We start from the raw sequence: 15,094 nt of genomic DNA on the forward strand, positions 1-15,094 counted from the left end.
GTAGGACGTTTTTACTTATACCGGAGATTGTTGCAGAGTATTTCTGACTGTATCTTCAAGTCACATATCCACAAGAAAGCAGACCCGCGACCGGCGGGAACTATCGCTCTATTTGGAATGTTTCGCTCGGGAAATGTGCGGCAAGTTAGCTCATGCGGGGGCCATGCGCCGTCGCGCGGCCGGTGGTCAATCCAGTGCCACGCCGCCGCCCAGGGTAACCACCGCGCCCGTCATGGCGCTGGCATGCGCCGATGCCACGAATACCGCCGTACTCGCCGATCCGGCCGGTGGCGGAGCGCAAAAAAGACGTGTGGACAATCCCCCGCATGCCCGACCTTCACGAACTGACCCGCCAATTCGCGCGACCCGGCCGCCTCGATGCCATTCTGCTGCGCCCCGCGCGGCGGGTGCCGGTGCTGTCGGTGAGGGAGGCGATCGCGGCGGAAGGCCGGGGCCTGGAGGGCGACCGCATCGGCGCCGCGCGCCCGGGCGGCAAGCGGCAGGTCTCGCTGATCCAGCAGGAGCACCTGCCCGTGATCGCCGCGCTCACGGGGCATGCGCAGGTCCGGGCCGAAGGGCTGCGCCGCAACCTCGTCGTCTCGGGCCTGAACCTGCTGGCGGCGCGCTCGCTGTTTCGCGACCAGCCGCTGGTGCTGGCCATCGGCGCAGAGGTGCTGCTCGAAATCAGCGGCCCCTGCGAGCCCTGTTCACGGATGGAAGAGCTCCTCGGCCCCGGCGGCTACAACGCCATGCGCGGCCATGGCGGAGTGACGGCGCGGGTCATCCGAGGCGGCGTGCTGCGGGTTGGCGACGGCATCGATTGCCGCCCCGGCCCTGCCTCACAGCAGGTTGCGTAGCGCCGCCTCGACCGCCGCCGCCGTGGCCAGCGGCTTTTCCATCGGAAACAGGTGCGTGCCATCGAGCATCGTGATGCGCCCCTTGGTGACCTGCTCGGTCATCGCCATGCCCACGCGCTTCATCTCGGCCGACTGCCGTGCGCCGATGAACGCCGCCTTGCACTTGAGCGGATGGCTCCTGAGCAGCGCGCCCAGGTTGTGGGGCAGGGTGTTGTAGATCGCGGTTTCCACGTCGCGGTCGAAGCTCAGCTCGCGGCTGTCTTCACCCGCGGTGATGCCGTCGAAGGTGCCGTGGTCGATGTAGTCGTGCAGCACCTGCTCGTCCCACTTCGCAAACGCCTTCTTGCTGCGGAAATGCTCGAACACCGCCTCGCGGTGCGCCCAGGTGTTCTTGCGCTTCCGGCTGATCGCGCCGGGCGAAATGCTCTTCATGAGCGGCGTGCGCTTGACCACATTGAGCGTGTTCGCACGCCAGCCGCCCAGGATGGGCGAATCGATCAGCACCACGCCGCGCGCGAGCGCCGGGTGCAGCGCGGCGCACATCAGGCTCAGGAAGCCGCCCAGCGAATGGCCGACCAGGAACACCGGCCCGCCCGCACGATCGGCGCGCGCCTCTGCGAAATCGGCCAGCTGCTGCACCAGGTGCGGCCAGTTGTCGGTGACGGGGTACTTCGGGTCGTGCCCGAATTTCTCGATGGCATCGACCTCGAAGCCCCGGTTGCGAAGGCTGTCGAGAACGACGCGGTAGGTGCTCGCCGGAAAGCTGTTGCCGTGCGAGAAAACGACGGGCGGCATCATGGCCGCCGCCGGGCCGCCCCAAGGCGGCCAAGCCTCCCCCTCGGGAGGTGGCGCAGCACACGAAGTGGCAAGCTGGGGCGCCTCATCTTTTCAGATGAGCTTTTCGTCGGGCGTCGAGATCTTGCGCAGCGCGCCGTGCCGCGTGGCGGGCATCTTCAGCGGATGCTCGGTATGGCTGTCGTCCCACACCGGGTCCTCGATGCTGTCGAACACCTCGCGCAGCTTCTGGCCCCAGCTGTTGTGCATCATGCGGTAGTAGGGGTTGTCGGCGTCGATGCAGATCACGCGGTCGGTCTCGTACTTGTTGGCCTCGTAGACCACCAGGTCCAGCGGCAGGCCCACCGAGAGGTTCGACTTCATCGTCGAGTCCATCGACACCAGCGCGCACTTGGCCGCTTCGTCCAGCGGCGTCTCGGGCGTGAGCACGCGGTCGAGCACCGGCTTGCCGTACTTGGATTCGCCCACCTGGAAGTAAGGCGTCTCGGTGGTCGCCTCGATGAAGTTGCCCGCGGCGTAGACCAGGAAAAGGCGCATGCCTTCGCCCTTGACCTGCCCGCCGAAGATGAAGGACACGTTGAAATCGAGCCCCGCGTGCTTGAGCGCCTCGGCATCGCGGTCGTACACATGGCGCACCGCCGAGCCCAGCACGCGGGCCGCATCGAACATGCTCCTGGCGTTCCAGATGGTGATCGGCTCGCCCTGCGTGCCGTCTTCGCGCGTTTCACGCAGCTCTTCGATCTGGAGGATTTCGCGCACCGACTGCGAGATGCTCAGGTTGCCCGAAGAGAGCAGCACCATGACGCGGTCGCCCGGCTGCTCGTAGACGATCATCTTGCGGAAGGTGCTGATGTGGTCCACGCCCGCGTTCGTGCGCGAGTCGGAGAGAAACACCAGTCCGGCGTTGAGTTTGATGCCTACGCAATAAGTCATGAGTTCTTCTCGCATGAATCAGGCCCGCTCAGGCGGCACTGCGTTCACGCGTGTTCAGTTTCTGGAGGGCATAGAGCGCGTCGAGTGCTTCGCGCGGGCTCATGGTGTCGGGGTCTAGCGCAGCCAGGGCGGATTCTACGGCGCTGCTCAGCGGCGTCTGGGCCACGGGCGGGGGCGCGAACAGGTCCACCTGTGCACGGGTTTGCGCATGCTGCGATTCAAGTGCCTCCAGCGCCTGCCGCGCATGGTTGACCACCGCCGCCGGCATGCCCGCAAGGCGCGCCACCTGGATGCCGTAGCTCTTGCTGGCCGGGCCGGGCTGCATTTCGTGCAGGAACACGATGTCGCGGCCCGCTTCGGTCGCGCTCACGTGCATGTTCACCGCGCCGTGGTGCGTGGCCGGGAACTCGGTCAACTCGAAGTAGTGGGTCGCAAAAAGCGTGAAGGCCTTGCTGCGGTCATGCAACTGCGCTGCGATACCCGCGGCCAGCGCCAGCCCGTCGAAGGTGCTGGTGCCGCGGCCGATTTCGTCCATCAGCACCAGCGACTGCGCCGTGGCGCTGTGCAGGATCTGCGCCGCCTCGGTCATCTCCAGCATGAAGGTCGACTGCGCATTGGCCAGGTCGTCCGCCGCGCCGATGCGCGTGTGGATCGCGTCGATCGGCCCGAGCCGGCAGGCCGCCGCCGGCACGTGCGAGCCGATGGAGGCCAGCAGCACGATGATCGCCACCTGCCGCATGTACGTCGACTTGCCGCCCATGTTCGGCCCGGTGATGACCTGCATGCGCTGCTGCGGCCCGAGTTGCGTGTCGTTGGCGATGAAGCCGCCCGACGATTTCTCGGCGAGCCGCGCCTCCACCACCGGATGGCGGCCCTGCTGGATCTCGATGCAAGGGTGCGCCACGAAGGTCGGTGCGCGCCAGTGCAGCGTGTGCGAGCGCTCGGCCAGTGCGCACAGCGCATCGAGCGTCGCGATGCCGCCGGCCAGTTGCGTGAGCGCGTGCACCGAGGGCTGCAGCGCATCGAGCAGCTGTTCGTAGAGCCACTTCTCGCGCGCCAGCGCGCGGTCTTGCGCGCTCAGGGCCTTGTCTTCGAAGGCCTTCAGCTCGGGCGTGATGAAGCGCTCGGCGTTCTTCAGCGTCTGGCGGCGGCGGTAGTTGTCGGGCACCTTGGAGAGCGCGCTTTGCGTCACCTCGATGTAGAAGCCGTGCACCCGGTTGAACTGCACCCTGAGGTTGCTGATGCCGGTGCGCTCTCGCTCGCTCACTTCCAGCTTGAGCAGGAAGTCGTCGCAGTTGTCGCTGATGGCGCGCAGCTCGTCGAGTTCGGCATCGTGGCCGGTGGCGATCACGCCGCCGTCGCGCACCAGCGCCGACGGGTCGGGCTTGATCGCGCTCACCAGCAGGTCGGCGCAGCCCGGCGGCGGCGCGAGCCGCTCGGCGATGCGGGCCAGGAGCGCGGCGGACGCCGGAAGGATCGGCGCCAGATGCTCTGCCTTCGCGAGCGCCAGTTGCAGCGCCAGCAGCTCGCGCGGGCGCACTTGCCTCAGCGCGATGCGTGCCGCGATGCGTTCCACGTCGCTCGTGTTCTTCAGTTGTTCCCGCAGCGTGCGCCAGGGCGCGGCCGTGCCGCCGAGCACCGTCGATTGCAACGCGCCGATGGCTTCGAGCCGGGCCTGCGCTTCGCTGCGGTCGCGTCGGGGCGAGAGCAGCCAGCGCTTCACGAGGCGGCTGCCCATGCCCGTCATGCAGGTGTCCAGCAGCGAGAACATCGTGGGCGAATCTTCGCCGCGCAGCGTCTGCACGAGTTCGAGGTTGCGGCGCGTGGTCGGCGGCAGCTCGATCAGGTCGCCATCACGTTCGACAGAAAGCCGCTGCACATGCGAGAGCGCGCGGCCCTGCGTGTGCTCGGCGTAGCCCAGCAGCGCGGCGGCTGCGGCATGCGCGTTGGTGAGCGATTCGGCGTTCCAGGCCGCCAGGCTGTTGCTGCCCATCTGCTCGCTGAGCTTGCGCTCGCCCAGCCCGCCGTCGAACTGCCACGCGGGGCGGATCGAGAGGGTGAAAGGGGTCGATGCGCGAGCAGCTTTCAGTCGCTGCTCGAAAGCCGGCGTCACCTCGGCGCTGTAGAGCAGCTCGCTGGGCGCGATGCGCGCGATCCAGGTCTCCAGCGCATCGGCCGGGCACTCGGCCAGCCGCAGTTCGGCGCCCGTTACGCTCAGCCACGCGAGCCCGCAGAAATTGCGCGTGCCCGCATGCACGGCGAGCAACAGCGATTCGCTCTTGTCGCTGAGCAGTTCCGAATCGGTCAGCGTGCCGGGCGTGACCACCCGCATCACCTTGCGCTCGACCGGCCCCTTGCTCGCGCCGACCTCGCCCACCTGTTCGCAGATGGCCACCGATTCGCCCAGCTTGATGAGCCGCGCGAGGTAGGTATCGACCGCATGGAAGGGCACGCCGCACATCACCACAGGCTGGCCGGCCGACTGGCCGCGTTGGGTGAGGGTGATGTCGAGCAGGCGCGCGGCCTTTTCGGCATCGGCCCAGAACAGTTCGTAGAAGTCGCCCATCCGGTAGAACAGCAGGGTGTCCGGGTGGTCCGCTTTGAGGCCCAGGTACTGCGCCATCATGGGCGTGTGCCCGGAGAGGTCGCTGGTCGAGGGGGTGGGGTGGGCAGTCGTCGTCGTTTTCACTGGGGCGATTATCGGGGACGGGCGGGCGGCGCTCTCCATCCCCCGCTCTAAAATCCCCCGGCGCAAACCCCGCGTGAAGAACAACAAGGCGCCCATGGCCCAGCTGGATCCACTCAAAGGCCCTGAAGCGAACGCGCTGCCGGACACCGCCACCTTGCCGGCCGACCTGGCCGCGCTGTATCTGTGCATATCGCCGGCCCAGCTTGCGGACCTGCGCAAGTCCAAGCGCCCCGAGCGCGGCGCGGGCAACGGCCCCTCCATCATCAAGCCCGTCGAAGGCGGCCCGGCCGGCCCCAAGGACCCGGTGCTCTACCAGTTGGGCACCCTGCGCGAATATGCAAAGGCGCACACCGCCCCTTCCGCCTTCGACACCGCCTTGAACCCCGGCATGCTGGCGTGGGTCTCGGCCAAGCTGCCCTTCTTCGCCGAGCGCGAGCCGCGCATCAAGCGCGGCAAGCGCGTGCTCATCGGCGGCGCCTGGGACCGCGCGGACCCCCTGCGCGAGAAGCGTTTCATCGACCTGGCGAAGGGCCGCATCCGCTTCACATCGCTCACATGCGCCGAAGCCGCGGTGAGCTTGTGGGCCGACGTGGCGAGCCACAGCGCGTTCGCCGAAAAGGGCCTCGCACTGCTCAGGGCCGAGACGCAGGCCATCGAGGCATCGCTCGCCGAGACCGCGCTGCTGGCCGCGACCGTGACTGCGACCGCGACCGCCAATCCCGATGCCGCGGCCTGATCTCTTCTCATCAAGACCGAACCTGGACCCGTCCCGATGCTGATCAACTGCGTGGCCTACGAAAACGGCGCCAAGCTCGCCGACATTCCGGTCGAGGACATCAGCGACTACATCACCCGGCCCGGCTGCTTCGTCTGGGTCGCGCTGAGCGATCCCTCGGCCGAAGACCTTCTGGAGATGCAGAAGGAGTTCAACCTCCACCCCCTGGCCGTCGAAGACGCCCAGCACGGCCACCAGCGCCCCAAGGTCGAGGAGTACGGCGATTCGCTCTTCGTGGTCATGCACCTGGTGGAGCCCTCGCCCGAAGGCGAGCACTGCGTGAACGTCGGCGAGGTCGACGTGTTCGTGGGCCGCAACTACGTGCTGTCGGTGCGCAACCGCAGCCAGCAGGGCTTTCTGGGCGTGCGCGAGCGCTGCGAGCGCGAGCCCGAGTTGCTGCGCAACGGCGCGGGCTTCGTGCTCTATGCGCTCATGGACGCGGTGGTCGACCGTTATTTCCCCGTCATCGACGCGCTCGAAGTGGAGCTCGAATCCATCGAGCAGCAGATCTTCACGCAGGGCGGCGCGGCGCGCGACAAGATCAAGCAGCTCTACGACCTGAAGCGCCGCAGCATGATCCTGAAGCGCGCGGTGGCCCCGCTGGTCGAGGCCGCGGGCAAGCTGCACGGCGGGCGCGTGCCGCAGATCTGCATGGGCTCGCAGGAATACTTTCGCGACGTGGGCGATCACCTGGGCCGCATCAACGGCTCCATCGACGCGATGCGCGACACCATCGGCACCGCCATCTCGGTGAACCTCTCGATGGTCACCATCGAGGAAAGCGAAGTCACCAAGCGCCTGGCCGCCTGGGCCAGCATCTTCGCGGTGTGCACCGCGTTCGCCGGCATCTGGGGCATGAACTTCGAGCACATGCCCGAGCTGAAATTCAAGTACGGGTACGCGATCGCGCTGGGCCTCATCGTCAGCACCTGCGGCTATCTCTACTACCGGTTCAGGCGTGCCGGCTGGCTCTGAAGACCGGCTTGCTAATTCCAAACTAATAAACATGTAGATAATCCAGTCCCTTATGAAAAGGGACTTCACACAGCGCTTCGGCTTCCTCGTCAAGGAGGTCGGCAAGCTCTACGTCGAAGAGTTCGACCGCCTCGCGCGCGAACGCATCGGCCTCACCAGCGCGCAATGCCGGCTGCTCGGCGCTCTCGCCATGCACGGCGACGACGAGCTGCTCTCGCAAGCCGAACTCGCGCAGCGCCTGGACCTCACCCCCATGGCCGTCGCGGGCCTCTGCGACCGCATGGCCGCCGCGGGATGGATCCGCCGCGAGCCCAGCGCCACCGACCGCCGCGTCAACAAGATCCAACTGCAGCCCAGCGCCGAGAAGGCGCTCGATGCGGCGCTGAGCATCAGCGACGGCCTCAACGCCCGCGTGATGTCGGTGCTCTCGCAGCCCGAGCGCGCGCAGTTGCTGGTCCTGCTCAACAAGGTGCGGGGCAGCCTCATCGACATCACCTCCGGCGACGCGCAAAAGCCATGAGCGTCGCCCCCGGAACCCACGTGCCGCACCGCGGCATGATCACCATCTCGATCATGCTGGCGACCATCATGCAGGCGCTGGACACCACCATCGCCAACGTCGCCTTGCCCCACATGCAGGGCAGCCTGCAGGCGTCGCAGGACCAGATCACCTGGGTGCTCACCTCCTACATCGTGGCCTCGGCCATCGCGCTGCCGCTCACCGGGTGGCTCTGCGGCCACTGGGGCCGGCGGCGCGTGTTCATCATCTCGGTGATCGGCTTCACGGTCGCCTCGGCGCTGTGCGGCCTTGCGACATCGCTCGTCGGCATCGTGGCCGCGCGCCTGCTGCAGGGCGTGTTCGGCGCGGCGCTGGTGCCGTTGTCGCAGGCGGTGCTGCTGGACATCAACCCGCGCGAGAAGGTCGGCCAGGCCATGGCCATCTGGGGCGCGGGCATCATGGTCGGGCCCATCCTCGGGCCGCTCCTGGGCGGCTGGCTCACCGAGAACTTCGACTGGCGCTGGGTCTTCTTCATCAACCTGCCCGTGGGCATCTTCGCGTTCTGGGGCATTGCGCGCTACCTGCCCGAGAGCCGGCCGCAGGGCGAGAAGCTCGACATCTTCGGCTTCGTCACGCTCAGCCTGGCCATCGGCATGCTGCAGCTTTTTCTGGACCGCGGCGAGCAGCTCGACTGGTTCGACTCGTGGGAGATCAAGCTCGAAGCCGCCGCCGCGCTCGTGGCCTTCGGCTTCTTCGTGGTCCACACCTGGACGGTGCAGGGCGTGTCGTTCTTCGACCGCGACCTGCTGAAAGACCGCAACTTCGTCACCGGCCTTCTGTTCGCCTTCATCGTGGGCATGATCCTGTTCGCGACGATGGCGCTCCTGCCCAACTTCCTGCAGGGCCTCATGGGCTATCCGGTCGTCTACACGGGTGAGGTGACCGCGCCGCGCGGCGTGGGCACCATGATCGCGATGATCATCGTGGGGCGTCTGGTGCAGCGCATCGACGTGCGCGCCATCATGGCCGTGGGCTTCGGCCTCACGGCGTTTTCGCTCTACCAGATGACGCGCCTCACGCTGCAGATGGACAGCAGCCTCATCATTCTCTCGGGCTTCATCCAGGGGCTGGGCATCGGCTTCACCTTCGTGCCGCTGTCCACCGCGACCTTCGCCACGCTCGCGCCTCGATTGCGCAACCAGGGCACGCCCATCTTCAGCCTGCTGCGCAACATCGGCAGCAGCGTGGGCATCTCGATCGTGCAGGCACTGCTGACCGAGGGCTCGAGCAAGGCGCATGCGCAGATTGCGGCGACCGTGACACCCGGCAATCCGGGCCTGGTCAACCTGCCGCCGATGATGTCGCCAGACACCATGACGGGTCTCGCGATGCTCAATGCCGAGGTGACGCGGCAGGGCGCGCTCATCGGCTATCTGGACGACTTCGCGATCATGATGGTGATCACGCTGCTGGCGATTCCGCTGCTGCTGTTGATACGAAGCCCGCGGCGCAATGCGGCCGCGTCAGGCCCGGCCGAAGTGCCGCACTGAGTTCTGGTTTTTCTCCCTCCCCCGCTGGGGGAGGGCAGGGGTGGGGGCAAGCGGCGCATCAATCGCCGGCGGCTTTTCAGAGGCCGCGTGCCCCCATCCCAACCTTCCCCCAAAGGGGGAAGGAGCAAAGCGGATCACTCGTCGTGCGAGTCGTGCGTAGCCGCAGCGCCGCGCCGCCAGTAGCCCGATGCGCGGGTCCACTTCGGGTTCGCGCCGCGCTCGCCCACGAGGTGCACGCGCAGTGCCTTCGCAATCGCCGATTCGCAACCCACCCACGCGTGGAAGTCGCCAGCCGGCAGCGTCGCAGCCTTCAGCGCATCGACCAGCACCGTGCTCACACCCGCCTCGGCGCCGCGCCGGTACACCCACTGCAGCGTGAGCTCGGCCTGCGTCTCGAACGGGATCTCGTCGGCTTCGCTGTCGACCTCTGCCAGCACCACCACCCGCGCACCGGCGGGCAGCTCGGCCAATCGCCGTGCAATGGCAGGCAATGCGGTGTCGTCACCGACAAGCAAGTGCCAGTCGAATTCGGTTGGCACGATGAACGAGCCGCGCGGCCCGCCCACGCCCAGCGTGTCGCCGGGCTTGGCTTGCTCGGCCCATTGCGTGGCGGGGCCGGCGTCGTGCAGCGCGAAGTCGATTTCCAGCGTGTTCGCCTTGGCGTCGAAGCGGCGCGGCGTGTAGTCGCGCATGGTCGGGCGGCCGCTCGCGGGCCACACCGGGCCATCGGGCCCGGCCGTGGGCAGCGTGAGCTTGCCCGTTGCGGCGTCGGGGAAAAAGATCTTCGAGTGATCGTCGAACCCCAGGCTGGTGAAGCCCACGAGGTCGTCGCCCGTGAGCACGATGCGCACGAGGTGCGGCGTCACGCGCTGCACCGTCTTCACCGTCAGTTGGCGAAAGCGAAGCTCGTGGCGCACGCGGCGCGGCGTGCGGTCGGGGGTGTGGGAAGAAGCGGAAGTGGTTGTGAAGTCGGTCATTTCAAAATTGAAAGTTCAGATGCGCTCTAGCTGTTGAGCGGCGCTGTCGAGCACCGCGGCGAAATCGTGGGCTTGTTGTTCTGTGAGGGGCGTGCCCGACAGGCGCATGCGCATGGCGAGCTTCAGGTTCTCGATGGCGCGCGTGACCTGCGGTGGGCGTCCGCCGCGCGGGCCCGCGCCGTCCACGCCGCCCGACATGCGGGCCATCATGGCGTCGGCCGTTTCGCGGTTGGCGGCCAGGAATTCCTGGCCGCTCGCGGTGATGCTGTAGCGCTTGCGGCCGCCGTTGTCGGCCACTTCCACGCTCAGGTAGCCCAGCTCTTCGAGCAGGGTGAGGGTGGGGTAGACCACGCCCGGGCTCGGCGCGTAGCTGCCGCCCAGGCGGTCTTCGATGGCCTTGATGAGCTCGTAGCCGTGGGCCGGCTTGTCGGCGATGAGCTGCAGCAGCACGAAGCGCAGCCCGCCATGGCCGAACACGCGCCCGCCGCCGCGTCCGCCGCGGCCTCCGTGCATGCGGCCTTCGCCGTGATCGCCGCGCTCGCCGTCGCGGCCACCCGAGAGGCCGTCTCCGTGCTCGCCGCGGGGGGCGTGGCAGTGGTGGTTGTGATGGTGGTGGCCGAAGTGGGGGTGTCTCATGTCGATGTCCTTCTTGACTGGTATCGAAAGTATTTTAGATATATCGAAATAAAAGTCAAACAGACAGGCATCCGGCCGCCCGGCAGGGGGCGCGCCAGGCCCGCTACGCCGCGCTATGCGGCGGCGGCCCTGTGCTGGCGAAGGTGTTCCAGCGTCAGCGCCTCGCCGATGTGCGACATCTGAACGGCTGCCGCCTCGGCCGAGCCCTCCGCGATGCCGGCGACCCGCTCGAACATCTGCATCTCGTAGAGCGCCACGGCGCCGCCCCAGTCTTTTTCTTTCTCGGCCAGCAGCGCCGCCAGTTCGGCGGCATCGCGCATCGCGGCGTTCACGCCTTCGCCGCCGAAGGGCGACATCACGTGCGCCGCATCGCCCAGCAGCGTCAGCCCGCGCCGGCCGGCCCAGCAGTGGCCCACCGGCAGCGCATAGATGGGCCGCGCCACGAACTGGTCGTTGCTCGCGCGAAAGAGATCGGTGATCGCATCGCCATACCCCGCGAACTCCGCAAGCAGCGCGCTGCGCACCGCGGCGGGCGAGGCGAAGTCGAAGCGCTTGGCCGCCCAGTCCGCCGGCACCCGGAAGATCGCGTAGCCGCGGATGTGCGCATGGCCGTTGCGCTGCGCAATGACCAGCTTGCCATCGCCCTGCACATCGAGCTTGCCCCGCCCGACCAGCTGCGCGACGGCGGGGTGGCGGCAGTCCACATCGTCGATGCCGAACTCGATGAACGTCAGCCCGCTGTACTGCGGCTTGTACGGCGACAGCAGCGGCCGCACGCGCGACCACGCGCCGTCCGCACCCACCACGAGATCGAAAGGCCCGGCCTCGCCGTTGACGAAGACAAGGTTCCACCGCCCATCGTCCAGCGGCCGCACTTCGCGCAGCGCGCAACCCCACTGCACGCCATCGGCAGGCAGCGAGGCGAGCAGCATGGCGCGCAGCGCGGTGCGATCGACCTCGGGCCGATCGCCCGCAGAGGCATCGGGCTCCTCGAAAAGAACGCGCCCCGACTTGTCGAGCAGCCGCGAGCCCTGGTCGTCGTAGCGCGCGATGCGCAGGAACTCGACCTCGAGCCCGGCGCGCCGCACGGCCATCAGGCCCGAGTCTTCGTGCAGGTCGAGCGTGCCGCCCTGCGAGCGCACGAGCGGGCCTTCTTCGCGCTCGAAAACGGTGGACTGCATGCCCGACAGGTGAAGCAGGCGCGCCAGCATGAGGCCGCCAGGACCGGCGCCGACGATGGCGATGCGGGGAGTGGACATGGGCGTGGGCGTAGAGGGAATGGACGTGAAAGGAATGGATGTGGGAGAAGAGGGATGCATCCGGATGACTCCGCTGAAAAGGATAGGCTCCTATCCATATTAGCATAGGAGCCTATGTATAAAATGACCCGCATGACCGAAACCCTCGACGCCCCCGACACCAACCCCCTCAAGCTCCTTGGCCGCGTGGCCCGCGGATTCACCCGCATCGCGGACGCCGACCTGCGCGAGGTCGGCCTTGCCGCCGGCCAGTTGCCAGTGCTCGTGTCGCTCAAGAAAAGCAAGGCGCTCTCGCAGGCCGAGCTCGCGCGCATCGCGCAGGTCGAGCAGCCCAGCATGGCGCAACTGCTCACCCGCATGGAGCGCGACGGCCTGGTCGAGCGCGTGGACGACCCCGCCGACAAGCGCAGCCGCCTCATCTCGCTCACGCCGCTGGCCGCGCGGCGCCTGCCGAAGGCCAGGGCGCTGATGGAGGCGCACTCGCAGCAAGCGCTGGCCGGCCTCTCCAGGGCGGAGGTCGCGCAGTTGTTCGCGCTGCTTCAGCGGGTGAATGCGAACGTGGAGCGCATGGGCGGCGGCTGAGGCGCGGCCCATGCACCCACCGCACCGTGTTCGGCGAAACCATGCGGCGCGGGCAGGTGGATGAAGACGTGATCGGCGTCATCGAGGTGCTGCGCGACGGCATGCCCGCGATGGCCGATGCCAACCGCAACGCGACCGCGTAGCGCCACCGCCTCTGCTTTGTTTTTTTTCGCCGATGCAGCCGAATTTGCGCTGCGTTGGCGAGCGACACGCCTGCAACTGTCAGAGCTTTGTGTCCCTCGGCAGTCTCCTGGCAATTGCCCGGCAGATACCTCGCCGATTCGAGAATTCCTAGACGAAATCTTTTCTCTTGCGCGGCTTTGCTTCTCTACAGTGAATGCCCTGGCGACAAGACGCCGCACTGAGTGGGCGACGCGCAGCGTGAAAGAACAACCACTGCCAACCGGCTGCGTGAACGACTGAATGAATGAACCGCTTTGTCTCACGGCGGGTGTCGATGGCCTCGTGCAATCGATGCGAATGTGAGGCGCAAAAGGCGACGGCCAAGGTGCGTGAACACCTCGGCCGTCTAACCACATGACGTGCAGTTTTTTACAGAAAGCACACCAGCTATGGCTAAGCAAATTATCGCCGGGCGTTCTACGCCCAAGTCTTCCCGTCCCACGACTACCACCAGCACCACCGGTCCCACCGGTCCCACCGGCTTGCCGCCCATGCCCCCAACAGGTCAGGACGCGTTCGACCTCCTCGAAAACAAAGCCGCACAACTCAGATCACTGCTGTGGTGCGCCTACGGCGGCAATGGATGGTTCGAGGAAGCAGGAGAAGAACACCGATCGAACATCGTCTGGATTGCTGCGGATCTGGCGTTGGAGGTGGAGGAATTGGTGCAGGGGAGTGTGAGGGGGTAGGGATTACAAATGAGCCGCCGCGCCGCCTACCCGGCGGAGGCGTCGGTTATCGCCGGTGCTCCTTTGAATAGAACCATCAGTCCAAGCTCAAGGCACCTCTCGAAGTCAGCACATTTGGAGTGACGGTGAGACTCGACCCCGCCGTAGCGGGGTCCGGGGCGAAAGTGATGCTGCGGCGCCCGAAGTCCGGGATAAACGCGATGTGCTGGACGAGCGCAATGTTCCATAAACCCGCTTGAATGCAGGGCAAGAAATCTTCCGCTTCCGCTTCTGTAGCAAATTCGGAAATACGCACGACAAGGTAAGAGTGGTGAATCTGAAAAAAAACGGGCTTGCCCGCGATTTTTATTTCACCCGGCTTATCAACTCCCTAGATCGATGACCGCCCAAGTGTTTTGACGGAGAAGCGCAATGTATAAGCATGCTGCAGCAAAATCTATATGGACGAAAGCGAAATAGGCGCCACAGAAATTTTAGACCGGCACCAGCATCGGCGTCGGCGTGTAATTTTAAAAATTCCACAATGGCTAATGGTCGCTTTGCGGCGTGCGCGTGACTAGGTTATTTAATCAACAGATCGATGCCCCATGTTTTACCAAGGCCGTGGGCATTCAAAAGGCCGACCTGCCCAGAGGCGGTGCCAGCTTTGATTTGCAATGTAGATCCGCTGCCGCTCGGCAAAACCAGCTCAACAGCTTCTACGGACGCTAAATTTTTAGGCGCAAGCGACCACTCGAGTTTGTTGAATGGAATGATGGTTGGAGATCCCGCGAAGTATTCCCTCTTTTGATCATCCCATTCCCATGTATCCAAAATCCCTACTGCCCGAAATTCAACTGTTTCGCCCGCAGTCAGTGCAATATAAAACCGCTTTTTTGCATCGGAGTAGAAGATCTTGCTTTCTTTGGAAGCGGTCAACCCCATTGCATTAACGAACTCGGTCCCCTCAATAACATTGACTTTGAAAGCGCCAATAACATCTCCGGTTTGCAGCTTCGCTTCTTCATTTTTTATGATGCTGGGGTTGAGTCGGAGGTGAACCGAAACTGAAAATTCTCCGGCTGAAATCGCCTTGACCATGCAAGCATGTGGCGGATTAAGGAGCCCGCCAACTTCATATTCTCCTATTGCATCAAAATCGTTGGCCGTCAATATGGGGATTGATGAAGGATAGCCATTCTTCGAGTTTCCATTTCGACGGACATTCCACCCTTGAGAAAAAGTTTCAATTTCGTAAGTGGGAACTCGAACTGTTGGTGGTGGGAGATCTTCCTTGGGCTTTGGTGTCCATGGGCGAATCAGTTTTCCATCTTCGTTGTATGCGTAGATAAAAACGCAATTCTCAGAGGTTTTTCGTGCAGTCCGATTTTCCAGAAAATTTTCGTAGCGATACTCTGGCTGGCGCGTGTAGATGTCAAGAATTTCTGGGAGGACCCTGACCGCACGTGGAACAAGTTTTTTTGCATTATCGACAAGCCCGCCTTTCCCGATGATAGGTTCGACAACAGCATCAGGAAATCGGTCTTTGACGTATTCAAAGTAATTTTCCGGATTATTCTTGGCCCCTTGGTCGGAATATCCATTTATATCTCTCGGACCTATTCGAACCATGAATGACCTCTGGGTTGCTTAAATTTTGCAATTTACATGAGCTGCTGCGAATCGGCTAGGATTTTTCACCAAGGCACTCAACTT

14 protein-coding genes are annotated in these 15,094 nt (G+C 65.1%); 7 read left to right on the top strand and 7 right to left on the bottom strand.

The genetic code is table 11. From position 1 onward, the window contains the following. Positions 1-308: 308 nt before the first annotated feature. Positions 309-857, top strand: a complete 549-nt coding sequence (locus tag BM133_RS01450; RefSeq protein ID WP_371286300.1) for an MOSC domain-containing protein — start codon at positions 309-311, stop codon at positions 855-857. On the opposite strand, the gene BM133_RS01455 is transcribed toward BM133_RS01450, so the two are convergent. The 3 genes from BM133_RS01455 to mutS form a co-directional block, all read right to left on the bottom strand. Then, complete coding sequence (locus BM133_RS01455) at positions 840-1,652, bottom strand: alpha/beta fold hydrolase (RefSeq protein WP_093434952.1); 813 nt, start codon at positions 1,650-1,652, stop codon at positions 840-842. The genes BM133_RS01450 and BM133_RS01455 overlap by 18 nt on opposite strands. Before the next feature lie 93 nt (positions 1,653-1,745). Then, a complete protein-coding gene (locus BM133_RS01460) occupies positions 1,746-2,585 on the bottom strand; it encodes a proteasome-type protease (protein ID WP_093431138.1) in 840 nt (279 codons plus the stop codon). Positions 2,586-2,613: 28 nt separating this feature from the next. Then, positions 2,614-5,211 (bottom strand): DNA mismatch repair protein MutS, encoded by a 2,598-nt coding sequence (mutS, locus tag BM133_RS01465; RefSeq protein ID WP_177224811.1) that lies wholly within the window; start codon positions 5,209-5,211, stop codon positions 2,614-2,616. Between the two features lie 157 nt (positions 5,212-5,368). Between mutS and BM133_RS01470 the strand changes: the two genes are divergently transcribed. From BM133_RS01470 to BM133_RS01485, 4 genes are read left to right on the top strand one after another with little or no spacing between them, the layout of a single operon-like run. Continuing rightward, complete coding sequence (locus BM133_RS01470) at positions 5,369-6,010, top strand: hypothetical protein (RefSeq protein ID WP_093434954.1); 642 nt, start codon at positions 5,369-5,371, stop codon at positions 6,008-6,010. A gap of 36 nt (positions 6,011-6,046) precedes the next feature. Next, positions 6,047-7,024, top strand: a complete 978-nt coding sequence (locus BM133_RS01475; RefSeq protein WP_093431141.1) for a magnesium and cobalt transport protein CorA — start codon at positions 6,047-6,049, stop codon at positions 7,022-7,024. A 52-nt stretch (positions 7,025-7,076) separates the two neighbouring features. After that, complete coding sequence (locus BM133_RS01480; protein WP_093431142.1) at positions 7,077-7,544, top strand: MarR family winged helix-turn-helix transcriptional regulator; 468 nt, start codon at positions 7,077-7,079, stop codon at positions 7,542-7,544. Then, the gene (locus BM133_RS01485; RefSeq protein WP_093431144.1) at positions 7,541-9,073 is read left to right on the top strand and encodes a DHA2 family efflux MFS transporter permease subunit; all 1,533 of its coding nucleotides are present in this window, start codon (positions 7,541-7,543) and stop codon (positions 9,071-9,073) included. Before BM133_RS01480 ends, BM133_RS01485 begins: the two co-directional genes overlap by 4 nt. Before the next feature lie 134 nt (positions 9,074-9,207). Here BM133_RS01485 and BM133_RS01490 read toward each other — a convergent pair whose 3' ends face one another. From BM133_RS01490 to BM133_RS01500, 3 genes are all read right to left on the bottom strand, one after another. Beyond that, positions 9,208-10,050 carry a siderophore-interacting protein gene (locus BM133_RS01490; RefSeq protein ID WP_093431145.1) on the bottom strand — a complete coding sequence of 281 codons (843 nt, stop codon included), beginning with the start codon at positions 10,048-10,050 and terminating at the stop codon, positions 9,208-9,210. Positions 10,051-10,065: 15 nt separating this feature from the next. After that, positions 10,066-10,686: a PadR family transcriptional regulator gene (locus BM133_RS01495; RefSeq protein ID WP_093431147.1), complete on the bottom strand. Its 621-nt coding sequence runs from the start codon at positions 10,684-10,686 to the stop codon at positions 10,066-10,068. A 113-nt stretch (positions 10,687-10,799) separates the two neighbouring features. Continuing rightward, a complete protein-coding gene (locus BM133_RS01500) occupies positions 10,800-11,945 on the bottom strand; it encodes an FAD-dependent oxidoreductase (protein ID WP_093431148.1) in 1,146 nt (381 codons plus the stop codon). 132 nt (positions 11,946-12,077) lie between these two features. Between BM133_RS01500 and BM133_RS01505 the strand changes: the two genes are divergently transcribed. Together BM133_RS01505 and BM133_RS01510 are read left to right on the top strand one after the other, a co-directional pair. Next, entirely contained in the window at positions 12,078-12,527 is a 450-nt protein-coding gene (locus tag BM133_RS01505; protein WP_093434955.1) for a MarR family winged helix-turn-helix transcriptional regulator, read from the top strand. A gap of 572 nt (positions 12,528-13,099) precedes the next feature. Then, positions 13,100-13,399, top strand: coding sequence for a hypothetical protein (locus BM133_RS01510; protein WP_093431150.1), 300 nt, complete (start codon positions 13,100-13,102; stop codon positions 13,397-13,399). Positions 13,400-13,960: 561 nt separating this feature from the next. Here the strand turns inward: BM133_RS01510 and BM133_RS34415 are convergent. After that, positions 13,961-15,010, bottom strand: coding sequence for a hypothetical protein (locus tag BM133_RS34415; protein ID WP_143100050.1), 1,050 nt, complete (start codon positions 15,008-15,010; stop codon positions 13,961-13,963). Positions 15,011-15,094 lie beyond the last annotated feature (84 nt).

It is taken from the genome of Variovorax sp. 770b2 (assembly GCF_900115685.1).
Lineage (GTDB): Bacteria > Pseudomonadota > Gammaproteobacteria > Burkholderiales > Burkholderiaceae_C > Variovorax.